The organism is Citrobacter sp. MGH104, assembly GCF_001034485.1.
GTDB lineage: Bacteria > Pseudomonadota > Gammaproteobacteria > Enterobacterales > Enterobacteriaceae > Citrobacter > Citrobacter freundii.
Genome location: NZ_KQ089818.1, coordinates 2,764,014 through 2,786,056, shown reverse-complemented (window position 1 = coordinate 2,786,056; position 22,043 = coordinate 2,764,014). Strand labels below are relative to the sequence as shown.

Sequence of the window (22,043 nt, the reverse complement as noted above, 5' to 3'; positions counted from 1 at the left end):
CCGCCCTGTTACTGCCAGCTCACATCACCCTTCGGCTCATACGCACTGGCATCCAGCGGTGAGTTCTTCTGTACGTACTCTTTCAGCACTTCCGCATCAATAAACCCGGTATTCACATAGCCTGGTTTGTTATCAATGCGCGGATAGCCATCACCGCCGGTGGCGTTGAAGCTCAGCGTTGCCATACGATAGGTTTTGGCTGGGTCAACAGGTTCGCCTTTGATTTTCAAATCGTTAAGTTTGCCGTCTTTCGCTACAAAGCTGACGTTGGCAAACTGCGGGTAGGCTCCGGAGTCCGGCTTCATTTGCGCCACCGCGGTCAGATAATCAATCACTTCTTTCCCGCTCATATCGGCATACACCACGATGTTGCCAAACGGCTGTACCTTCAGCACGCTCTTATAGGTGATATCGCCACCTTCGATGGAGTCACGGATACCGCCGCCGCTCATCACGCCAAAATCAGCGCTGGTTCGCGCCATTTGCGCAGCCAGCAGCAAGTGCCCCATATTGGTTTGCACGAAACGGACTTTGCTACGGTCGCCTTCGAGGCGCGCATTGACGCTACCGATTTTCACGTCGAGCTGCGCTTTACCTTTATTCTGGAACGGCGTCAGCAGCGAAAGCATTTGCTGATTTTCAACAATCTCCGGGGTGTAGAGTACGCGCTCACTTTTACCGTTGTCCCAGGTCACTTTTTTCTTCAGATTAACGGGAATGAGCTGGTAGTTAACCATTTTCATTTCGCCGTTACGGAACTCAAAGTCCGCCCGGCCCACGTATTTGCCCCACTCGTGTGCCTGTACAATCCAGATCCCATTTTGCTTATCTGGCGCACACGGCGTACCCGGTACGTAATCAACCTGCTTCTTATTTTCCGCAGCCATACACACCGGATCCTGCGAGTGGCCACCGACAATCATCGCCAGCGAACCTGCTGGCAAGCTGCGCGCCATTTCGACATCGCCAGGGGCGTTCGAGCCGTGGTTGCCGTTGTCATAATGTCCCATATGGGTGGTCGCGATAATGATGTCTGGCTTTTCACCCATATTCAGTTCCTGAATAACCAGTTTGGCTTCATCAGCAGGTTTACGGAATTCGATATCGGTAAAGAACTCAGGGTTGCCAATTTTCGCCGTATCGTCAGTGGTTAAACCAAGTACGGCAATTTTTAAATCCTGGCGCTTAAAGATGGCCCACGGCTTAAATAAACGCTCGCCGGTGCTTTTCTGATAAATGTTGGCCGAGAGAAACGGAAATTTGGACCATTTTTCCTGCTGGCGCAATACGCTAAGCGGATTATCAAACTCGTGGTTTCCGACCGCCATCGCATCATAGCCAATCAGGTTCATCCCGCGAAAATCAGGTTCCGCATCCTGCAGATCGGACTCCGGCACGCCGGTATTAATATCACCACCAGAAAGCAGCAGTACGCTGCCCCCTTCCTCAGCCACCTCTTTACGAATACCGTCCACCAGCGTTTTTTGCGCCGCCAGTCCGTATTCCCCATATTCGCTACGCCAGAAGTGACCGTGATGATCGTTGGTATGCAGAATGGTAATTTTGTAGGTTTTATCTTTTTCGTACGCTTGCGCTGGCTGACCTGCCAGCGTAAATGCGGCTAATAACGCCAGCGCCACGCCCCGTTTTAAAAACTTCATATTTCTCTCCCTGAGCCAAAATCAACGACTGAAATTACAATGATATGAAATAATAGTCGAAAATGTTTTCAGAAATGAGACTTCCTTCAAACACCTTCCGCAGGTATGTTAGTCAGGTAATAATAACAAATTAGATTACCCTCATAATCGCAACCCAAACAGAAGTGACTTTCTATGGCAATAAGTGAACCAACCCAGCCTGTGGCTGGCGCGTCAGCGTCGGTTGCTAAAGCACGCACCTCATTTGGCATTTTAGGAGCGATCAGCCTCTCCCATTTGCTAAACGATATGATTCAGTCGCTGATCCTGGCGATTTATCCGCTATTGCAGTCAGAGTTCTCGCTGACGTTTATGCAGATCGGGATGATCACCCTAACCTTCCAGTTAGCTTCTTCGCTGCTGCAACCGGTGGTGGGTTACTGGACGGACAAATACCCGATGCCGTGGTCGCTGCCCATAGGAATGTGCTTCACGCTGAGCGGGCTTGTTTTGCTGGCCATGGCCGGCAGCTTCCATATGGTGCTGCTCGCCGCGGCGCTGGTTGGCACCGGCTCTTCGGTATTTCACCCGGAATCGTCCCGTGTGGCGCGTATGGCCTCCGGCGGTCGCCACGGCCTTGCCCAATCGATTTTCCAGGTTGGCGGCAACTTCGGCAGCTCACTGGGACCGTTGCTGGCGGCTGTCATCATCGCGCCATATGGTAAGGGTAATGTGGCCTGGTTTGTTCTGGCTGCGCTATTAGCGATTGTCGTCCTGGCACAAATCAGCCGTTGGTATGCCGCGCAGCATCGGATGAGTAAAGGAAAGCCGAAGGTCGCTATCGTTAATCCGTTGCCGCGTAATAAAGTGGTGCTGGCTGTAAGCATCCTGCTGGTACTGATTTTCTCCAAATACTTCTATATGGCGAGCATCAGCAGCTATTACACCTTTTATCTGATGCAAAAATTCGGATTATCGGTACAAAACGCCCAGTTTCACCTGTTTGCCTTCCTGTTTGCCGTCGCGGCCGGGACGGTGATTGGCGGACCATTAGGCGATAAAATTGGCAGAAAATATGTTATTTGGGGGTCTATCCTCGGCGTTGCGCCATTTACCCTCGTTTTACCCTACGCAACGCTGGAATGGACCGGGATTTTAACCGTGATCATTGGTTTTATCCTCGCATCGGCGTTTTCTGCCATTCTGGTTTACGCACAGGAGTTGCTTCCTGGGCGTATCGGCATGGTTTCTGGGTTATTTTTCGGTTTTGCCTTCGGCATGGGTGGCTTGGGAGCCGCGGTGTTAGGGCTGATTGCCGACCATACCAGTATCGATTTGGTCTACAAAATATGTGCTTTCCTGCCACTTTTGGGGATACTGACCATATTCTTACCTGATAACCGACATAAAGCCTGATTTTCTGACGGCCAAAGGTAAACTTTGGTCGTCATCACTTACAGTGACCATCAGCGTTTGCCTCAAACATCCCCTCGTAGTTTTCCGATCCGTGCTTTTTTTCCTTTAAAATCCTGTTTTCTTCAAAATTCAATAATTATTCATAAACATAAACATTAAAATTGTCATAAACTATTACTCGCAGTTTGGGTTTTTAGGATCATCACAGCAACCAAAGGAGACGGAATGCATCACGCCACCCCGCTTATCACCACCATTGTCGGCGGCCTTGTACTCGCTTTTATATTAGGCATGATTGCCAATAAACTACGTATTTCTCCTCTGGTGGGATATCTGTTAGCGGGCGTTCTGGCCGGTCCATTTACACCTGGTTTTGTTGCTGATACTAAGCTCGCGCCTGAACTGGCCGAGCTTGGCGTTATTCTGCTGATGTTCGGCGTCGGGCTGCACTTTTCCCTGAAGGATTTGATGGCGGTAAAGTCAATCGCCATTCCCGGCGCGATTGCCCAGATAGCAGTGGCAACGCTGCTGGGTATGGCGCTTTCAGCTGTATTAGGCTGGTCGCTGATGGTGGGGATCGTGTTTGGTCTGTGTCTTTCAACCGCCAGCACCGTGGTGCTACTGCGTGCGCTTGAAGAACGACAGCTCATTGACAGCCAGCGCGGGCAAATTGCCATTGGCTGGCTGATTGTCGAAGATCTGATGATGGTGCTGACGCTGGTTCTCCTGCCAGCCGTCGCCGGAATGTTGGAAAAAGAAGATGTCGGCTTCGCTTCGCTGGCTGTCGATATGGGCATTACCATCGGTAAGGTGGTGGCGTTTATCGCGATTATGATGCTGGTGGGTCGTCGCCTGGTACCGTGGATTATGGCCCGCAGCGCCGCAACCGGTTCACGCGAACTGTTTACCCTCTCAGTCCTCGCCCTCGCCTTAGGTATCGCCTTCGGCGCAGTAGAGCTGTTCGATGTCTCCTTTGCACTGGGCGCGTTCTTCGCCGGTATGGTGCTGAATGAATCTGAGCTGAGCCACCGTGCGGCGCATGACACCCTGCCGCTGCGCGATGCGTTCGCCGTGCTGTTCTTCGTTTCCGTCGGAATGCTGTTCGATCCGTTAGTCCTGATCCAGCAGCCGTTGGCAGTACTGGGCACGCTGGCGATTATCATCTTTGGTAAATCCCTTGCCGCCTATTTCCTGGTGCGCATGTTTGGTCACTCTCAACGCACGGCGCTCACCATTGCCACCAGTCTGGCGCAGATTGGTGAATTTGCCTTTATCCTGGCGGGTCTGGGAATGGCGTTAAACCTGCTGCCGCAGGCCGGACAGAATCTGGTGCTGGCAGGGGCAATCCTGTCCATAATGCTCAACCCGGTGCTGTTCGCGGTGTTAGAAAAATATCTCGCCAAAACAGAAACGCTGGAAGAGCAGACTCTGGAAGAGGCTATCGAAGAAGAGAAGCAAATTCCGGTGGATATCTGCAATCACGCCCTGCTGGTTGGCTTTGGTCGCGTCGGCAGCCTGCTGGGTGAGAAATTGATGGCTGCCGGGATCCCGCTGGTGGTTATCGAAACCTCACGTACCCGGGTGGATGAACTGCGCGAGCGTGGGATCCGCGCGGTGCTGGGAAATGCCGCTAACGAAGAGATTATGAATCTGGCGCATCTGGATTGCGCACGCTGGCTGTTGCTAACCATTCCGAATGGCTATGAAGCGGGTGAAATTGTCGCTTCCGCTCGTGAGAAGTGCCCGTCGATTGAGATTATCGCCCGCGCACATTATGACGATGAGGTGGAATATATTACTGAGCGCGGAGCCAATCAGGTCGTCATGGGCGAGCGTGAAATCGCCCGTACCATGCTGGAGCTAATTGAAACGCCGCCTGCCGGTGAAGTTGCTACCGCCAGTTAATGTTACGTGCCGGATGGCGGCGTAAAACGCCTTATCCGGCCTGCTATTGCTACGCGTAGGCCCGATAAGCGTAGCGCCATCGGGCAAGAACTCAGCGATCCCAGTACGACTCTTCAAGACTGTCTTCACGTTCCGGCAAACCGCGCGTCAGGCGCGGTGAATGCTGGTTCAGCACCTGGTAACTCACGCGGTTAGCATATTTACACACCTGGGCTAGAGACGAATAGGTCAGCCAGGTGAACTTGTGCTTGCTGGAGTTAGGCACGTTACTGCGGTGATAGCTGTTGGCAGTAATATCATGCAGCAATGCCGCCAGCGCGCCGTCGCCAGCACCGTTGGTATTCATTATCTTTTCTGGCCCGCCCATATACGGTGCAATGTGCGAATACACACGCAGCGGATTGGTACAGTCTTTATGGCGCATGGCGCGGCTGAATTCGTACTGATTGAATTCGGCAATCGCTCCAGGCAGCAGCGGATGCTGGGTTTTACGTTTGACTTCTTCTTCCGTAAAGCCCGCCATATACAGACCCGCCGGACCCGCAGTGCACAGCACCAGATCCACCCAGTCCAGCGCCTTGTCAGACGCCAGCAGCGGATCGTTCTCGCCGGTCAGCGCTTCAGCCTCTTCTTCATTCATCGCCAGAATAGAGACATGCTCTTTGAGGAATGCCTGCCACCATTGCGGGTTATCGGCAATGACGAATTTGGTGCCCAGCGTCAGTACCACCGGCACATTGTGTTTTTTAGCGTATTCAATCGCCTTCATGGTCGCTTCCGGCATCGGCTCGCCCGGCTCGCAGCGCACCAGATAGGACGTCAGCACCAACGCGGACGCTCCGGCAATTACCGATTCAGGGATGCTATCCGCCCGTAGCTTATTCATATGCCCAGGGCTGATTGCGAAGGTACGCTCTCCGGATTCACCAATCAGCGTAAAGCAACGACCAATCGGTCCATTAACGCCTTGTAGGTAGTTCAGATCGGTACGGCTGGAGGTATTGCATAAATAGCGGTACGCATAGCTGCCAATCTCGATATTGCTGCACATCACGCCCAGCAGCACCGAGCGGTCATCCGCCAGCACGGAGTAGTTGTGCATCGTGTTACCGATCGTACCGCCCGCAAACTGATGGGTGATCAAATTTTCACGCACCAGTTCCTGATAGAGCGCTTCCGCGACATCATCGGCAATCACCAGAGAATGCCCGGCGCTTAATCCATAACGTTTTACAAAGTCATCATCCACTTTGGCTTCAATATCCACCAGCGTCTGGTCGATGCCCACCACCCAGGCTGCGCTGGTTTCATTTTCTGGCTGAATTTGTTGCAACAACGGATCGCGCGCGCTGACGGGAAAATAGTGTTTGGATTTACGTTTACCGGGAAATTTCATGGTCGATTTTACGGGTGGTTAACTGAGCGATGCATGGTAGCACATTCCCTGCTGCGCATGCGATGCGACGCTGAGTTTCAATATCGGACGGTGAGATCGCAGTTTATCCGGGATTAATTTCTACAATAACTCACCTTCACAAGGAGCGTTTTATGAAGCCGGAAAACAAAATCCCCGTACTCGACAAAATTTCGGATGAAATGAAAAGCGTGGTGAATTTTCATCGCGACGATTTGCCGCCGTGGCCCGCTGCCGATGACTTCGTGGCCCAGCGCCAACACTACATTCATGAGCGGCGACTGTGGAATGCCGATGCCCCGCAGATGCATACCCGAGAATGCGTGATTTCTACCGCGTGCGGCCCCGTTGCCACACGCATCTACGCTCCGCAGCCCCAAAGCCAGGCCACGCTGTATTACCTGCACGGCGGCGGTTTTATTCTCGGTAATCTGGATACCCATGACCGTATTATGCGTTTACTTGCGCATTACACCCAGTGCACGGTGATCGGCATCGACTATTCGCTGGCGCCGGAGGCCCGCTACCCACAAGCCATCGAAGAGATCGTCGCCGTCTGCCAGTACTATCATCAACATGCTGGCGACTATTCCCTCAATATCAATACGATTGGTTTTGCGGGCGATTCCGCCGGAGCCATGCTGGCGCTTGCCAGTGCGCTGTGGCTGCGGGATAAACGCATTGCTTGCGGCAAGGTGGCTGGCATACTGTTGTGGTATGGGCTTTACGGGCTACAGGATTCACTGAGCCGACGGCTGATGGGCGGAGCGTGGGATGGGTTAACCCGCGAGGACTTGCAGATGTATGAAAACGCGTACCTACGTAGCGCTGACGATCGCGAGTCACCGTACTATTGCCTGTTTAATAACGACCTGACGCGTGACGTGCCGCCGTGTTTTATCGCCGGCGCGGAGTTCGATCCACTGATTGACGATAGCCGCTTATTATTCCAGACGTTACAGGCGCATCAGCAGCCCTGCCAGTACAAAATGTATCCCGGTACGCTGCACGCCTTCCTGCACTATTCGCGGGTGATGAAAACCGCCGATGAAGCTCTGCAGGACGGCGCGCGTTTCTTTAAGCAACAGCTTTAGCGGTAGGCGGCGGTCAGTTTAACCATCATTTCGATATGTTCCGGTGTGGCATTCAACGCCGGAATATACTCATATTGCTTACCGCCAGCCTCAAGGAAAATCTCCCGGTTTTGCACCGCTATCTCTTCCAGCGTTTCGAGGCAATCAGCCGCGAAGCCCGGACACATAACCTGGATATGTCGGGTTCCTTTCTCCGCCAGCATTTTTAACGTTTCGTCGGTATACGGCGTCAGCCAGGGTTCGCGGCCAAAGCGAGACTGGAAGGTCATCATGACTTTTTCCGGCGGCAGACCAAGCGCTGAAACCAGCTCACGCGTCGTATCGCGACAGCGCTGCGGGTAGTCATCGCCTTCATCGGCGTAGCGCTGCGGAATGCCGTGGTAGGAGAGCAGCAGTAAATCAGGTTCGCCATGTTGAGCGAATGAATCCCGGGCACTCTTGGCCAGCGCATCAATGTAGCTGCTGTCATCGGCGTAATCACGAATAAAAGAGACGCTGGGAATACCACGTTTACGCGCTAAGATGCGCGCCAGCTCGTCCCAGACTGCTGCAACCGTCGAACAGGAATATTGCGGGTACAGCGGTAACACCACCATGTGTTCCACTCCGCTTGCCAACAGTTCATCGACCGCGCTTTCGAGCGATGGCGAACCGTAGCTCATCCCCAGCGCGACAGGGGTATCAGGCAGACGTTGTGCCAGCGCCTGCTGTTGCGCCTTGCTGTAGACCATCAGCGGGGAACCGTCTTCCATCCAGATTGACTGGTACAGCTTTGCCACACGCGGCGCTCGCAGCGGCAAAATCACACCGCGCAGCAGCGGCCACCACAGTGCAGGGGACGTATCAACTACGCGTGGATCGCTTAAAAACTGGCGCAGGTAGCGCTTAACGGCTTCGGGAGTTGGGGCATCGGGAGTGCCGAGGTTTGCCAGCAGGATACCGGTTTTCGTCTGACGCATTACCGCCTCTTATCGATTCAAATTGTTGATAATTGTAGCGGAAAAGCGGTAAAGAAGAACTAATTGCTGTGAAAGGTAAGACGAGAATTTGCCTGATGGCGATGCGCTTATCAGGCCTACGAGATAATGGCAGACCTGATAAGAGGTTTATTACGCGAAAAAATTAGCCGAGGATTTTTTCCAGCGCTGCGCGCACGTCAGCCACGGCCTGAGTGCCATCAACTTTCGCGTATTTGGTGTTACCCGCCTGCGCTTCTTTAGAATAGTAACCGATCAGCGGAGCGGTCATCTGATGGTATTCCACCAGGCGCTTACGTACGGTCTCTTCCTGATCGTCTTTACGGGTGGTCAGCTCTTCGCCGGTCACGTCGTCTTTGCCTTCAACCTTAGGCGGGTTGAATTTGATGTGGTAAACGCGGCCAGAAGCAGCGTGTACGCGGCGACCGACGATACGGTCAACGATCAGTTCGTCAGGTACGTCAAACTCCAGAACGTAGTCCACGTTGATGCCCGCTTCTTTCATGGCGTCTGCCTGCGGAATAGTACGCGGGAAGCCATCAAGCAGGAAACCATTACGGCAGTCTTCCTGAGCAATACGCTCTTTTACCAGCGCGATCACCAGCTCATCAGTCACCAGCTTACCGGCGTCCATGATGTCTTTCGCTTGTTTGCCCAGCTCGGAGCCAGATTTCACGGCGGCACGCAGCATATCACCGGTGGAGATTTGCGGAATACCATACTTCTCCATGATGAACTGAGCCTGAGTTCCTTTACCCGCGCCCGGAGCGCCAAGCAGAATGATACGCATTACGAAAATCCCCTTAAAGGTTGTCGATATTTTTTAAAAAGCGCTAAACGATACCACCATCACGCAATTGGCTCAAGGAAGGTAGTCTGCGCTGAAACGGTTAATGGCGGGAAAATTGAAAATAAGGAAAGAAATTGCCGGATGGCGGTGTAAACACCTTATCCGGCCTACGATCAAAAAGATGTTGTAGGCCGGATAAGCGTTAGCGCCATCCGGCATTACATTACAGGTATCAGGATACCAGCAACTGGTTCATACGACGAATGAACTGGTTCGGGTCTTCCAGCGTGCCGCGCTCGGCAAACAGCGCCTGATCCAGCAGCAGCTCAACCCACTCTTTGAACTGTGCTTCGTCCTGAGTATCCGCCGTGCGTTTTACCAGCACGTGGTCCGGGTTCAGTTCAAAGATATATTTCACTTCCGGTACGGCCTGGCCCGCAGCGGCAAACAGTTTCGCCATCTGGGTGCTCATTTCATCCGCATCGGTGGTAACGATGGCTGGCGTGTCGGTCAGACGGTGAGTCAGACGCACTTCTTTCACGCGGTCACCCAACAGGGTTTTCACACGCTCAACGAACGGCGTCAGCGCTTTTTCCGCTTCTTTTGCCGATTCGTCAACTTCATCCGCCAGCTTGTCGATGGACTCGTCAGCTTTAGCAACGGACTGGAATGCCTTACCGTCGAACTCGGTCAGGTAGTTCATCATCCACTCATCGATGCGGTCAGAAAGCAGCAGCACTTCGATGCCTTTCTTACGCAGCAGTTCCAGGTGCGGGCTGCTCTTCGCCGCCGCATAGCTGTCTGCAGTGATGTAGTAGATTTTCTCCTGCCCTTCTTTCATTCGCGACACGTAATCTTCCAGCGACACGGTTTGCGCGGAGGAGTCAGTGTGCGTAGACGCGAAGCGCATCAGTTTAGCGATCGTTTCCTGGTTGGCGTGGTCTTCCGCCGGGCCTTCTTTCAGCACCAGGCCGAACTGCTTCCAGAAGGTCTGGTATTTTTCCGCGTCGTCTTTCGCCAGTTTTTCCAGCATCTGCAGTACGCGTTTGGTCAGCGCGCTGCGCAGGTTACGGGTGACGGTGCTGTCCTGCAGGATCTCGCGAGAAACGTTCAGCGGCAGATCGTTAGAATCTATCAGACCACGGACAAAGCGCAGGTAGTTCGGCATGAACTGCTCGGCATCGTCCATGATGAAGACACGCTGGACGTACAGTTTCAGACCATGCTTGTGATCGCGGTTCCACATATCCCACGGCGCCTGCGACGGGATATACAGCAGGCTGGTGTACTCCTGCTTACCTTCCACACGGTTGTGGCTCCAGGTCAGCGGGTCAGTGAAGTCGTGGGCGATGTGCTTGTAGAATTCGTTGTACTCGTCGTCTTTGATTTCCGACTTGTTACGGGTCCACAGCGCCTGCGCCTTGTTGATTTTTTCCCAGGAAACCACGGTCTCGCCGTCTTTTTCTTCGGATTTTTCGATCTCTACCGGCAGCGCGATATGGTCGGAATATTTGCTGATGATGGAACGTACGCGCCAGTCATCGAGGAACTCGTCTTCGCCTTCGCGCAGATGCAGAGTGATTTCGGTGCCGCGATCGTCTTTGCTGATGTCGGCTACGGTGTACTCGCCTTCGCCCGCAGATTCCCAGAACACGCCGTTTTCCGGCTTATCACCCGCAGCACGGGTACGCACGGTGACTTTGTCCGCCACGATGAAGGCAGAGTAGAAACCAACCCCGAACTGACCGATCAACTGACTGTCTTTCGCCTGATCGGAGCCCATGGATTCGAGGAAAGATTTGGTGCCGGATTTCGCAATGGTCCCCAGATGATCGATAACGTCATCACGGTTCATCCCCACGCCGTTATCGGCAATGGTCAACGTACGCTTATCTTTATCGAAGGAAACACGCACACGCAGCTCACCGTCACCTTCATACAGGTCCGGGTTAGACAGTGCGCGGAAACGCAGCTTGTCTGCCGCATCCGAGGCGTTAGAGATAAGCTCACGCAGGAAGATTTCTTTATTGGAATACAGAGAATGGATCATCAGGTGCAGAAGCTGTTTTACTTCTGACTGAAAACCACGAGTTTCTTGTCCTTTCATGTAGATCTACCTCAACAATGCCATATTCAATGGTAAAAACACGTTGAGGGTGAAATGGGGACAAGCGGGAAGGATTTCAAGCGGAAGCCGCCGTCGCGGCCTCCGTTTGTTCAGAATTTAATCTTGTGTCGTCCTGCCAGAGAGTGCGACAGCGTGGTGCCATCGACCATTTCCAGCTCGCCGCCTACCGGAACGCCATGGGCGATACGGCTGGCTTCAACGCCATATTGCATGCAAAGCTCAGCAATATAGTTGGCGGTCGCCTCTCCTTCGACCGTGGGATTGGTCGCCAGAATCAGTTCGTTGATTTGCTCAGACGCCAGTCGCTGTTCAAGACGATCCAGCCCGATATCATCAGGACCAATACCGTCCAGCGGCGACAGGTGTCCCATCAGCACGAAGTAACGTCCGGAAAATTGCCCGGTTTGCTCAATGGCGTAGATGTCCGCCGGACTCTCCACCACGCAAATCTGACCGTTTTCCTGGCGACGCGGGTTCGAACAGATGTTGCAGACGTCTTGCTCTGTGAAGGTGCGGCAATCGGCACAGTGGCCGATTTCCGACATCGCCTTCGTTAACGCCTGCGCCAGACGCATCCCGCCGCTGCGATCGCGCTGAAGCAGCGTGAACGCCATGCGCTGCGCCGACTTCGGGCCAACGCCCGGCAGACAGCGCAGTGCTTCCATAAGCTGAGTTAACAGCGGGCTGGTTTGCATCAGAACGGCATCTTAAAGCCAGGCGGCAGCTGCATTCCGGAAGAAACAGAGGCCATCTTCTCTTTCTGCGTCTCTTCAATGCGACGCGCCGCGTCATTGAATGCCGCAGCAACCAGGTCTTCCAGCATCTCTTTGTCGTCTTCCAGCAGGCTTGGATCGATCTCCACGCGACGGCAGTTATGCGCGCCGTTGATGGTCACTTTTACCAGACCCGCGCCAGATTCGCCGGTCACTTCCAGCTTGGCGACTTCTTCCTGCATCTGCTGCATTTTTTCTTGCATCTGCTGGGCCTGTTTCATCAGGTTACCCAGACCGCCTTTACCAAACATAGGCTTCTCTCTCAATCACGTTAAGGGATGACGACCGTCAAACCATTAGGCTGACGATCAAATGGGGCGAATACTCTCTTCGTCCAGCTCAGCATCGAAAAAACGACGCAGCGTCTGGATGTTATTATCCGCAATAATCGACTCACGCGCCTGCGCGAGCTTCTCTTCATAAATGGCCTGACGCCACTCCAGCGGCGTACGCACCGCAGGATTATCATCTTCAACGATGGTCAATTCAACCGTTGACCCCGTTAAGGAACTCAGTGCTTCGGCCAGTTTTTGCTGCGCGCCGCTGGAATTAAGGTGTCGCTGCGTGGAACGCAGGTGCAGGCAAACCACGTTGCCATTCTCTTCTTTCCAGGCATTAAGCGCCACCTGCTCTACCAGTTTAGGCAGCGAGAGCTGGCTCACCTGGGCGGCCCACGGGTCGCGTTCAATGGCTTCAGCCGCAAGCTTTGCCGCCAGTTCCGGCGTTTTTTCATGCTCGAGCGCTTTTTTCAGCGCTTTCGGCGTGGCGACGACTTCTTTGACTTCTGCAACAGGATTGGTCGCTTTCCAGCGATACGCTTCTTTCTTCGCCGGTGCTTTTTCCAGCGCAGAGACTGCCGGACGCGCCTGAACACGTTCCGACACCGAAGCCAGTCTTTCCAGCGCAGCATTATTCACCGGCCGCGCGCGGGAAGCGGCTGCCGGTTCACTCTTTTTTGCTTTGGTTGCTCCCTGAGCACGTTGCAGTTGACTGCGCGCCGCCAGCACCTGACTGGTGGCATCGGAAAGCGGCACATTCTGTTGCTGTTGCGCTGGCGCAGGTTGCTGCTGTGGCACCTGCGTCGGGGTCATTACCGCTGTGGGTGCGACCGGGGCAAACGACTGGCGCGGGACTTCAGGTTCCGGGAGTGGCATGCGCGGATGAAAAGCCAGCGCACGCAGCAGCGTCATTTCGACGCCCATTCGCCTGTCCGGCGCATACGGCAGTTCTTTGCGCCCAATTAACAGGGTCTGGTAGTAAAGCTGCACATCGGTAGGCGGTACAATTCGCGCCAGTTCACGCATACGCTGTTCAATGGCGGCCATATCGCTACCGAGAGCGGCAGGTGAAAGCTGAACCATGGCAATACGATGCAGCAAAGCCAACATCTCAACCAGCAGCGCTTCCCATTCGATACCACGCGCGGCGGCGTCGTTCACCAGCCTCATCACGCGTTCGCCGTCCGCAGCCACAACCGCTTCAACAAGCGAGAGCGCCTGGTCGTCGTCCAGCGTGCCGAGCATGGTGCTGACCGCGTCGGTCGAGACCTGACCATCGCCGCTGGCAATCGCCTGATCGGTCAGGCTTAGTGCATCGCGCAGGCTGCCGTCTGCGGCGCGAGCCAGCAGTTGCAGCGCACGCGGTTCATGGGCGATATGCTCTTCTTTGAGAATATGCTCAAGCTGATGGCGAATCTGTTCGACATCCAGCGCTTTAAGATGGAATTGCAGACAGCGCGACAGGATGGTCACCGGCAGCTTCTGCGGATCGGTGGTCGCCAGCAGGAATTTGACGTGCGCGGGCGGCTCTTCGAGCGTTTTCAGCAAGGCATTAAAACTGTGGCGCGACAGCATGTGCACTTCGTCGATCAAATAGACCTTAAAGCGACCGCGCGCGGGCGCATACTGAACGTTATCCAGCAGATCGCGAGTATCTTCGACTTTAGTGCGTGAGGCGGCATCGATTTCAATCAAATCGACAAAACGCCCCTGCTCAATTTCCCGGCAGTTATCGCACACGCCGCACGGCGTAGCGGTGATGCCAGTTTCACAGTTTAATCCCTTCGCCAGCAAGCGGGCGATAGAGGTTTTTCCGACGCCACGGGTACCGGAAAACAAATAAGCATGATGAATACGCCCTAACGACAAGCCGTTCGCCAGTGCCGTCAGCACATGTTCCTGGCCGACGACGTCAGCAAAGGTTTGTGGGCGCCATTTTCGGGCTAAGACCTGATAACTCATTGGCAGGCTCTGAAAGGCTGGAGGGTGGATTCACAGGAGGGTAATGCTAACACAACCTCGCAGCAACGGCGAGGTTGACACGTTATATTCGGGCGTTATCGTTGCAGTCAGTTTGGTTTCGGGCAGCGCACAGAAACCGGAGCGTACACGCAGTACGTGAGGATTTCGAGCACTGACCGGGGCCAAAATGGCAAAAAAGATAGCCCTAAATTAGTGGCCCGGGAATGGAACCAGGCTATAACAGGTCAGCCCCTGCTTTTCCAGACGCTGCTCGCCGCCCAGATCAAACAAGTTAATGATAAAGGCAGCATCGGTCACTTCGCCACCCAGACGGCGGATCAGCTTCACGGTCGCTTCAATCGTGCCGCCAGTTGCCAGAAGATCGTCCACAACCAGGACTTTATCACCCGGTTTGATGGCATCAACGTGGATTTCCAGCTGATCGGTGCCGTACTCCAGCTCATAGGTCTCAGCAATAACTTCACGCGGAAGCTTACGCGGTTTGCGTACCGGAACAAAGCCGACGCCCAGCCCCAACGCTACCGGCGCGCCAAACAGGAAGCCACGCGCTTCGGTGCCAACCACTTTAGTGATCCCCGCATTTTTGTAGCGCTCAACCAGCAATTCAATGCTGAGGGCGTAGGCTTTCGGATCTTCCAGTAAACTGGTGACATCACGGAAAAGAATGCCCGGTTTTGGGTAGTCGTGGATGCTTTTGATGCTATTTTTGAGAAACTCAAGCTGCTGTGCAGTCGCGGTCATAAGTTTGTGCCTGATTAATACAGTATTACTTCACGGCGCACTATACACTTCATCCTCGACGTATCTTGAATGATTTTGTGTCTATATTAGGGCCAAGGTTACACTTGGTTAACCTTTGACCATCTGCGCCTGTGCTCGAAAACGGTCGAATTTACTGGCTGCGAGAGACAATTGCAACAGCGATTATTGCGCTTTACTGCTTTTGTTGTTTTTCATCAATCACCGGGATCCGCCACATAAAAATCAGTAAACAGGCGAGAATAACCAGCAGCAGGCCGCGTACCCACATCATATTGACCAGCCAGAGGGAAATAGCAAACGTCACCAGGATCAACAAAATAGCGCGCGGTTTTGCTCCCGGCGGCATCGCGCGATGTTTTTGCCAGTGACGCAGATACCCGCCGAACCACGAACGGTAAAGCAACCAGTCGTGAAAACGCGGCGATGAGCGGGCAAAACACCAGGCGGCCAGCAGTATAAACGGCGTCGTCGGTAACAGAGGCAATACTACGCCCAGCGTACCTAGCACTACCGCTATCCAGCCAATGATGATTAGAATAATGCGTTGCATAATATCAGTACTTAACACAGAGAATCGCTACTTTAGCATAACAGTTCTCATTTTCATCGGAGTGTTGTTGTGAAAACCGCCATGCTGTTACAGACGCTCGAAAACCAGCTTAACCGCCTGCGACAGCGTTGTGCTCCGCTGGCGCACCACACAACGCTTAGCGCCCGCTTTGACAGGCATCTGTTTCACACGCGCAGCACATTGCTGCAGGCCTGCCTGGATGAAGCTGACGATAATCTTACTGCCCTACGTCGCGCCGTTGAGCAGCAACAACTACCACAAATCACCTGGCTTGCGGAACACCTTGCCTCACAGTTAGAGGCGATTTCACGTGAAACTGCCAGTTGGTCGCTACGCGAGTGGGACAGCTCATCTCCAGGTCTGGCGCGCTGGCAGCGCAAGCGGGTCCAACATCAGGAGTTTGAACGCCGTCTGGTTGAAATGACGCGTGAACGCAAAGAGCGTCTGGCTCAGGCTACCGGCTTTGCAGAACAGCAAAAACTGCATCGTGAAGTAGAAGCATTCGAGGCGCGACTGGCGCGCTGCCGTCATGCTCTGGCAAGAATAGAAAACGTGTTGGCGCGTTTAACCCGTTAATCCCCGGAGAATTTATGTCATTAGAGAACGCCCCGGACGAGGTCAAACTGGCCGTCGATTTGATTGTTTTACTTGAGGAAAATCAGGTTGCACCTGAAACCGTACTGAAGGCGCTGGAGATTGTTAAACGGGATTACGAAAAGAAACAGCTCTCTTCTTCAAAAAACGCGCTATAGCTGAAATGCCTGATAGCGTTGCACTTACCAGGCCTACGAATGAATCGAAGCTCGCAGGCCTGATGAGTTTTTCTATTAACCTACCGAAGGCGTCGGATCATCACCTTTAATGATATCACGCTTAACCTCGGTCACGGTGTCGCCCTTCGCGTTGTGCAGGTGCACTTCAAGCTGGTTAAAGGCGATATCAATGTCGTTTTCACGGCATAAACGATCGACCGCACGGTTCAGTTCATCAACAGTGTGGCTACGATCGCGCAGTTCACGCACGTATAAACGCAGTTCATGATCCAGCGTGCTGGCGCCGAAGGCGGTAAAGAACACAGCAGGCTCCGGATCGTGCATCACTTTCGGGTGTTCCATCGCCGCCTGCAGCAGCACTTTCTTCACTTTGTCCAGATCCGAACCGTAGGCCACGCCGATGCGGATCACCAGACGCGTGGTGGTATCGGAAAGCGACCAGTTGATCAAACGCTCCGTCACAAAGGCTTTGTTCGGGATGATCACCTCTTTGCGATCGAAGTCGGTAATGGTGGTGGCACGGATACGGATCTTGCTGACCGTTCCTGAGAACGTACCGATAGTCACGGTATCGCCGATGCGGACCGGGCGTTCAAACAGAATAATCAGACCCGAAACAAAGTTACCGAAGATTTCCTGCAAACCAAAACCAAGACCAACCGACAGGGCTGCTGCCAGCCACTGTAGCTTATCCCACGAAACACCGAGCGATCCGAAGACCGTCATCGCGCCGATGGCGATGATCGCGTAGTTAAGGATCGTGGTGATCGCATACGAAGCGCCCTGACGCATCTTCAGTCGCGAGAGCACCAGCACTTCCAACAGGCCGGGTAAGTTACGGATCAGCGCCCACGCGACCATTGAGGCAATAATCGCAAACAGCAGGCTACCCATGGTGACGTCTTTCACCACTGCCGCACCCGCTTCGGTACCGTTGTAATGCCAGAGCGTAATGCTGTCGAGATAGCTGAACACGGTGATCAAATCAGACCAAATGGCCCAGAACAAGACACCAAACAGGGCAACCATCACCAGCATAGTTATACGCAGCGTTTGCTGGTTAACCTGCTCAAGCGCGATGGTCGGTTCTTCCTGCGGTTCGGCACCTTCCGCTCCTTCTTTCACCAGGTTCTGACGACGCGCCAGCGCACGACGCCAGGCGATACGGCGTGCCGCGACGCTCAACCCACGCAGCACGGTCTGGTACAGCAGGTTCCAGAGAATGACCAGATAAACCGTTTCAATCCAGCGTCCCGCCAGACGCAGCGTGGTGTAGAAATAGCCGGTCGCCGTCAGCACCATTAATGCTATCGGGATAATAGACAGCACGGTAATCGTCACCAGACGCAGACCATGCGACTCTTTATCACGCCAGCTTTCGCGGCACATTGGCCATACCAGGAAGGCGATCAGCAGCAGGTTGAGGAAAATCACCACCTGACCCAGCACATCGTCCATCAGATTGAGCGGTGACAGTTCAGCAATGACCGACCAAAAATTAAGCGGCAACAGCGCCAGGCTAATACGCACGATTTGGCGGCGCCAATGGCTAGTTTGTTTTGCTGGCATACCAAAATGACGAATTGCCACGCCATCTTTTTCCAGCACCTTCCAGCACAAACCAAACACCAGCCAGAAGACTGTCATCTTCTTACTGAACGCCCACAATAGGTCGCTGATATTCAACTGCATGGTAAGCAGAATCAGACCTACCGCAAGGATAATCAGGCACGCCGGCAAGGCTCTGATGAGATCGATCAGAATCGCTTTTGGCGTATTGAGCTGACTGTCATTACGCAGGTTACCCACCGCAGCGGCTAATTTCGCCTGATACTCTTTCAACCATTTCAGACGCCAGCGGATTAACCCGGCAATGAGCAGCAGCGGCAATCCCGCCAGGAACGCAATAAATACTGCGGGCCACGCTTTTTCCCAGTTCACCGTGATTTTCATCGACTTAAACTGGTCTTTAAGCGTTTGCGGGAAAGCTTTGATCCAGTCCCAGTCCATCGGACGGTTACTGTTAACCCAGAAAATCTGCTGCGTGAGGATCCCTTTCAAGTTTTTCGACACGCTCATTAACTGCTGCTGGTTAATTTGCAGATTAATCGCCATCATCAGCTGGTTGCCCAGTTGCTTATTGAGCTGATCCAACAGTTCACGACGCATATCCACAACCTGCAGTAAGGCATCATGGACTTCGCCGTTAACTTCGTTGCTGTGCCCTTCTTCCAGTTTGGCGACAAACGCATCATTCTGGAACAGCGCGTCGCGCTGCTGGTTGACCTCGAACTGCTCCAGACGCAAGTCGGCGATCCGGTTGGTCATATCGGCAAGTTCATCCGCCGACGGCAGCGTTTGTTGTTGCTGATACAGAATACGCGACAGCAGCAGACTGCCTTTCAGAACGGCGATCTGTTCTTTAATGTTACGTTCGGATTGCAGCGCGCGGTCAAGCCAGTTTTTGACTTTGATATTTTGCTGCATCAGGCTGTTGCCGTTTTCGGTCGCGGCAATCAGACGCTGGCTGAGCTGATGGTTAACATCAAGCTCCTGCTTCACTAACGGATTGGACTGAATACGCTCGGCTTCATCCGGCGTGACTGCTTCCTGCGCCGTTTTTTCGGTTAACGTCAGTCGCTTGCTGTTCACCGCTTCCTGCAGGAGCTGGAGCTGATGCTCAAGGCGGTTACTGTTCGCCGTCACGTAATCACGTTGTTTTTGCAAGGTATCTTGCAAAATCGTATTACCTTCGAGGCTCTTTCGCTGTTGGTCGATCTGCGCATTCAGCAGCGCCTGCTGCGCCTGTAACAGCACCTGCTGGCTGGGGCGTAAAGCACCTTCGCCTACATTAGTGCCATCAAGTCGGTTGCGGATTTGCTGCATCTGCTGCGACGCGGTGTACATCGCATTTTGTACGCGCTCTGGCTGAGTCTGGAGCGACACCAGCTGGCTGTTATACGTGGCCAGATCGTTTTGCGAGCTTTGCAGGTCATCGAGCACCTGCGCGACGCGTGACTCAAGCTGTCGTAAGGAAAGCGTGCTCAGCGTTTTTCGCGTTTCGTCGTCATTGTCGACATCGCTGAGCGAATTTAGCGCATCCGTCGCCTGGCGCATTTTCTCCGGCGCCTGGGCCACTTTCTGGCGAAGCTGTACGGTCTCATCTTTCACGCGATCGATTTTATCCAGCGTGGCGATAGTATCGATGAGATCCTGTTGGACCAGCTTATCCTGCGCGGAGAGATCTTTTTGTTTACTCAGTGCGTCCAGTTGGCTCTGAATATCTGCTTTCGTCGGCAGTTCACCACTCTGTTGCGCCCGCGCAAATGCAGATGACTGGCAGGATAACAATAGAATGAAGAAAAGTATGCTAATAGCAATTACATGCTGTGAACGTTTATAGAGCTGCAACATAGTCATGAGAATGAATGTTTCTGAACCGGGAAAGTGACCGGAAATAGTCAAGCGGCAAGAATATCACGGCTGTGACCGGCAGAATAGCAGCAGGCAAAACGACCAGGAGAATTCCTGGTGCAGAATGGCAAACTAGCTTGTCTCTCCTGCCTGCAGGCGCAAGCTTGGACAAAGCAGACACATCTCCAGCAGCACCGCCACGTACTGACGAGCCTCATTCTTCAGATCAAACGATTCGGGAGCAAATAACCAGTTCTCCATGATCCCGGAAATATAGCTACGCATTAACACCGCTACACGACGTGTGTTCAGGTTTTCCGGCAACATGTTGACATCCATACAGTGGCGTAACGTTTTTTCTATACGGTCATAGTTTTCCAGACACAGGCTACGTTCGACTAACTGAACTGATGCTATTTCCCCGACAAATTCGCATTTGTGGAATATAATCTCCATCAATAAACGTCGGCGTTCTTCTGTCACGGTAGTTTCAAGAACGTAAATTAAAATTTCTCTTAATACTGATAGTGGATCGTCAGGGAATTTTGCCTGATACTCAGTCTCTAACTCATCAATGTTAGGTTTTGCTAGCTCCCAGATTTCACTGAATAAATCCGATTTGTTTTTGAAATGCCAATAGATTGCACCGCGCGTCACACCAGCGGCTTTTGCGATCTCAGCCAGCGAGGTGGATGAGACCCCTTGTTGCGAAAACATACGCAGAGCGACATCAAGAATGTGTTGTCGTGTTTCCTGTGCTTGTTGTTTGGTTTTTCGTGCCATAGGTCAGTGAATTTACAGGCGTTAGATTTACATACATTTGTGAATGTATGTACCATAGCACGACGATAATATAAACGCAGCAATGGGTTTATGGGCTTTAAGCCATTGATCAATTTGAAATCGGACACTCGAGGTTTACATATGAACAAAAACAGAGGGTTAACGCCTCTGGCAGTCGTTCTGATGCTCTCAGGCAGCTTAGCGCTAACAGGATGTGACGACAAACAGGCCCAACAAGGGGGCCAGCAAATGCCAGAGGTTGGAGTTGTTACGCTCAAAACTGAACCTCTACAGATCACAACTGAACTTCCGGGTCGCACCAGTGCGTTTCGTATTGCTGAAGTTCGTCCTCAGGTTAGCGGGATTATCCTGAAACGTAATTTCACGGAAGGTGGTGACATCGAAGCGGGTGTATCTCTCTATCAGATTGATCCTGCTACTTACCAGGCCGCTTATGAAAGTGCAAAAGGCGATCTGGCTAAAGCACAAGCCGCAGCAAACATTGCTCAACTGACGGTGAAACGTTATCAGAAACTGTTGGGTACTAAGTACATCAGCCAACAGGACTACGATAGCGCGTTGGCTGACGCACAGCAGGCAAACGCCGCCGTTGTTGCCGCGAAAGCTGCGGTAGAAACTGCACGCATCAATCTGGCTTACACCAAAGTGACGTCACCGATCAGCGGTCGCATTGGTAAATCATCCGTTACGGAAGGCGCTCTGGTGCAAAACGGTCAGGCGACCGCACTGGCGACCGTTCAGCAGTTGGACCCCATCTATGTAGACGTGACGCAGTCAAGCAACGACTTCCTGCGCCTGAAACAAGAGCTGGCCAACGGCACGCTGAAGCAAGAGAACGGTAAAGCGAAAGTCGAACTGGTGACCAATGACGGCATTAAATACCCGCAGTCCGGTACGCTGGAATTTTCTGATGTGACGGTAGATCAAACCACTGGGTCGATTACGTTACGCGCAATTTTCCCGAACCCGGATCATACCTTACTGCCGGGTATGTTCGTCCGCGCACGTCTGGAAGAAGGGATTAACCCAACTGCATTATTGGTTCCACAGCAAGGCGTTACCCGCACACCGCGTGGCGATGCCAGTGCATTGGTTATCGGTGCAGACAACAAAGTTGAAACTCGTCAAATTGTCGCCGCACAAGCGATTGGCGACAAATGGTTAGTCACTGATGGACTTAAGCCGGGCGACCGCGTGATTGTTACTGGGCTGCAGAAAGTACGTCCTGGCGCGCAGGTAAAAGCGCAGGAAATCACCGCTGATAACAACCAGCAAGGCCAAAGCGGTAGCCAGCCTGAACAGTCCAAGTCTTAACTTAAAC

18 protein-coding genes and 1 other annotated feature are annotated in these 22,043 nt (G+C 53.2%); of the genes, 6 read left to right on the top strand and 12 right to left on the bottom strand.

The window, feature by feature from the left end; genetic code table 11:
* Window positions 1-8: 8 nt before the first annotated feature.
* Window positions 9-1,661, bottom strand: a complete 1,653-nt coding sequence (gene ushA / locus SK34_RS13035; RefSeq protein ID WP_048233193.1) for a bifunctional UDP-sugar hydrolase/5'-nucleotidase UshA — start codon at window positions 1,659-1,661, stop codon at window positions 9-11.
* A gap of 174 nt (window positions 1,662-1,835) precedes the next feature.
* Between ushA and fsr the strand changes: the two genes are divergently transcribed.
* Together fsr and ybaL are read left to right on the top strand one after the other, a co-directional pair.
* Entirely contained in the window at window positions 1,836-3,056 is a 1,221-nt protein-coding gene (fsr, locus tag SK34_RS13030) for a fosmidomycin MFS transporter (protein ID WP_003021788.1), read from the top strand.
* A gap of 225 nt (window positions 3,057-3,281) precedes the next feature.
* Entirely contained in the window at window positions 3,282-4,961 is a 1,680-nt protein-coding gene (ybaL, locus tag SK34_RS13025) for a YbaL family putative K(+) efflux transporter (RefSeq protein ID WP_003835904.1), read from the top strand.
* A gap of 91 nt (window positions 4,962-5,052) precedes the next feature.
* Here ybaL and gsk read toward each other — a convergent pair whose 3' ends face one another.
* Window positions 5,053-6,357, bottom strand: coding sequence for an inosine/guanosine kinase (gsk, locus tag SK34_RS13020; RefSeq protein ID WP_003021781.1), 1,305 nt, complete (start codon window positions 6,355-6,357; stop codon window positions 5,053-5,055).
* A 152-nt stretch (window positions 6,358-6,509) separates the two neighbouring features.
* On the opposite strand from gsk, the gene aes reads away from it, so the two are divergent.
* Window positions 6,510-7,469, top strand: coding sequence for an acetyl esterase (gene aes / locus SK34_RS13015; RefSeq protein ID WP_048233192.1), 960 nt, complete (start codon window positions 6,510-6,512; stop codon window positions 7,467-7,469).
* Here aes and hemH read toward each other — a convergent pair.
* From hemH to SK34_RS12975, 8 genes are all read right to left on the bottom strand, one after another.
* A complete protein-coding gene (gene hemH / locus SK34_RS13010; protein WP_048233191.1) occupies window positions 7,466-8,428 on the bottom strand; it encodes a ferrochelatase in 963 nt (320 codons plus the stop codon). The two genes, aes and hemH, sit on opposite strands and share 4 nt — an antisense overlap.
* A 163-nt stretch (window positions 8,429-8,591) precedes the next feature.
* Window positions 8,592-9,236, bottom strand: coding sequence for an adenylate kinase (gene adk / locus SK34_RS13005; protein WP_003021773.1), 645 nt, complete (start codon window positions 9,234-9,236; stop codon window positions 8,592-8,594).
* Window positions 9,237-9,468: 232 nt separating this feature from the next.
* Window positions 9,469-11,343, bottom strand: a complete 1,875-nt coding sequence (htpG, locus tag SK34_RS13000; RefSeq protein WP_048233190.1) for a molecular chaperone HtpG — start codon at window positions 11,341-11,343, stop codon at window positions 9,469-9,471.
* A 110-nt stretch (window positions 11,344-11,453) separates the two neighbouring features.
* Window positions 11,454-12,059 carry a recombination mediator RecR gene (gene recR / locus SK34_RS12995; protein ID WP_003021767.1) on the bottom strand — a complete coding sequence of 202 codons (606 nt, stop codon included), beginning with the start codon at window positions 12,057-12,059 and terminating at the stop codon, window positions 11,454-11,456.
* The gene (locus tag SK34_RS12990) at window positions 12,059-12,388 is read right to left on the bottom strand and encodes a YbaB/EbfC family nucleoid-associated protein (protein WP_003021764.1); all 330 of its coding nucleotides are present in this window, start codon (window positions 12,386-12,388) and stop codon (window positions 12,059-12,061) included. Before SK34_RS12990 ends, recR begins: the two co-directional genes overlap by 1 nt.
* Window positions 12,389-12,445: 57 nt before the next feature.
* On the bottom strand, window positions 12,446-14,377 hold the full coding sequence (gene dnaX / locus SK34_RS12985; protein WP_003835912.1) for a DNA polymerase III subunit gamma/tau: 1,932 nt from the start codon (window positions 14,375-14,377) through the stop codon (window positions 12,446-12,448).
* Window positions 13,049-13,113 (bottom strand) — a sequence feature (DnaX frameshifting element). Its footprint overlaps the gene before it by 65 nt.
* A 210-nt stretch (window positions 14,378-14,587) precedes the next feature.
* On the bottom strand, window positions 14,588-15,139 hold the full coding sequence (apt, locus tag SK34_RS12980; RefSeq protein WP_003021759.1) for an adenine phosphoribosyltransferase: 552 nt from the start codon (window positions 15,137-15,139) through the stop codon (window positions 14,588-14,590).
* Between the two features lie 193 nt (window positions 15,140-15,332).
* Complete coding sequence (locus tag SK34_RS12975) at window positions 15,333-15,710, bottom strand: DUF454 family protein (protein WP_003847534.1); 378 nt, start codon at window positions 15,708-15,710, stop codon at window positions 15,333-15,335.
* A gap of 69 nt (window positions 15,711-15,779) precedes the next feature.
* Between SK34_RS12975 and priC the strand changes: the two genes are divergently transcribed.
* On the top strand, window positions 15,780-16,307 hold the full coding sequence (priC, locus tag SK34_RS12970; protein WP_048233189.1) for a primosomal replication protein N'': 528 nt from the start codon (window positions 15,780-15,782) through the stop codon (window positions 16,305-16,307).
* 14 nt (window positions 16,308-16,321) lie between these two features.
* Window positions 16,322-16,483, top strand: coding sequence for a pleiotropic regulatory protein RsmS (gene rsmS, locus SK34_RS23855; protein WP_003021750.1), 162 nt, complete (start codon window positions 16,322-16,324; stop codon window positions 16,481-16,483).
* Between the two features lie 75 nt (window positions 16,484-16,558).
* Here rsmS and mscK read toward each other — a convergent pair whose 3' ends face one another.
* The gene (mscK, locus tag SK34_RS12965; protein WP_003835917.1) at window positions 16,559-19,924 is read right to left on the bottom strand and encodes a mechanosensitive channel MscK; all 3,366 of its coding nucleotides are present in this window, start codon (window positions 19,922-19,924) and stop codon (window positions 16,559-16,561) included.
* Between the two features lie 126 nt (window positions 19,925-20,050).
* On the bottom strand, window positions 20,051-20,701 hold the full coding sequence (gene acrR, locus SK34_RS12960; protein WP_003021744.1) for a multidrug efflux transporter transcriptional repressor AcrR: 651 nt from the start codon (window positions 20,699-20,701) through the stop codon (window positions 20,051-20,053).
* Between the two features lie 141 nt (window positions 20,702-20,842).
* On the opposite strand from acrR, the gene acrA reads away from it, so the two are divergent.
* The gene (acrA, locus tag SK34_RS12955; RefSeq protein ID WP_003835922.1) at window positions 20,843-22,036 is read left to right on the top strand and encodes a multidrug efflux RND transporter periplasmic adaptor subunit AcrA; all 1,194 of its coding nucleotides are present in this window, start codon (window positions 20,843-20,845) and stop codon (window positions 22,034-22,036) included.
* The last annotated feature ends 7 nt before the right edge of the window (window positions 22,037-22,043 follow it).

Bases quoted from the DNA above. Each gene is read 5' to 3' on its own strand.
- ushA (WP_048233193.1), bottom strand. From the start codon at position 1,661: ATGAAGTTTTTAAAACGGGGCGTGGCGCTGGCGTTATTAGCCGCATTT.
- fsr (WP_003021788.1), top strand. From the start codon at position 1,836: ATGGCAATAAGTGAACCAACCCAGCCTGTGGCTGGCGCGTCAGCGTCG.
- ybaL (WP_003835904.1), top strand. From the start codon at position 3,282: ATGCATCACGCCACCCCGCTTATCACCACCATTGTCGGCGGCCTTGTA.
- gsk (WP_003021781.1), bottom strand. From the start codon at position 6,357: ATGAAATTTCCCGGTAAACGTAAATCCAAACACTATTTTCCCGTCAGC.
- aes (WP_048233192.1), top strand. From the start codon at position 6,510: ATGAAGCCGGAAAACAAAATCCCCGTACTCGACAAAATTTCGGATGAA.
- hemH (WP_048233191.1), bottom strand. From the start codon at position 8,428: ATGCGTCAGACGAAAACCGGTATCCTGCTGGCAAACCTCGGCACTCCC.
- adk (WP_003021773.1), bottom strand. From the start codon at position 9,236: ATGCGTATCATTCTGCTTGGCGCTCCGGGCGCGGGTAAAGGAACTCAG.
- htpG (WP_048233190.1), bottom strand. From the start codon at position 11,343: ATGAAAGGACAAGAAACTCGTGGTTTTCAGTCAGAAGTAAAACAGCTT.
- recR (WP_003021767.1), bottom strand. From the start codon at position 12,059: ATGCAAACCAGCCCGCTGTTAACTCAGCTTATGGAAGCACTGCGCTGT.
- SK34_RS12990 (WP_003021764.1), bottom strand. From the start codon at position 12,388: ATGTTTGGTAAAGGCGGTCTGGGTAACCTGATGAAACAGGCCCAGCAG.
- dnaX (WP_003835912.1), bottom strand. From the start codon at position 14,377: ATGAGTTATCAGGTCTTAGCCCGAAAATGGCGCCCACAAACCTTTGCT.
- apt (WP_003021759.1), bottom strand. From the start codon at position 15,139: ATGACCGCGACTGCACAGCAGCTTGAGTTTCTCAAAAATAGCATCAAA.
- SK34_RS12975 (WP_003847534.1), bottom strand. From the start codon at position 15,710: ATGCAACGCATTATTCTAATCATCATTGGCTGGATAGCGGTAGTGCTA.
- rsmS (WP_003021750.1), top strand. From the start codon at position 16,322: ATGTCATTAGAGAACGCCCCGGACGAGGTCAAACTGGCCGTCGATTTG.
- mscK (WP_003835917.1), bottom strand. From the start codon at position 19,924: ATGACTATGTTGCAGCTCTATAAACGTTCACAGCATGTAATTGCTATT.
- acrR (WP_003021744.1), bottom strand. From the start codon at position 20,701: ATGGCACGAAAAACCAAACAACAAGCACAGGAAACACGACAACACATT.
- acrA (WP_003835922.1), top strand. From the start codon at position 20,843: ATGAACAAAAACAGAGGGTTAACGCCTCTGGCAGTCGTTCTGATGCTC.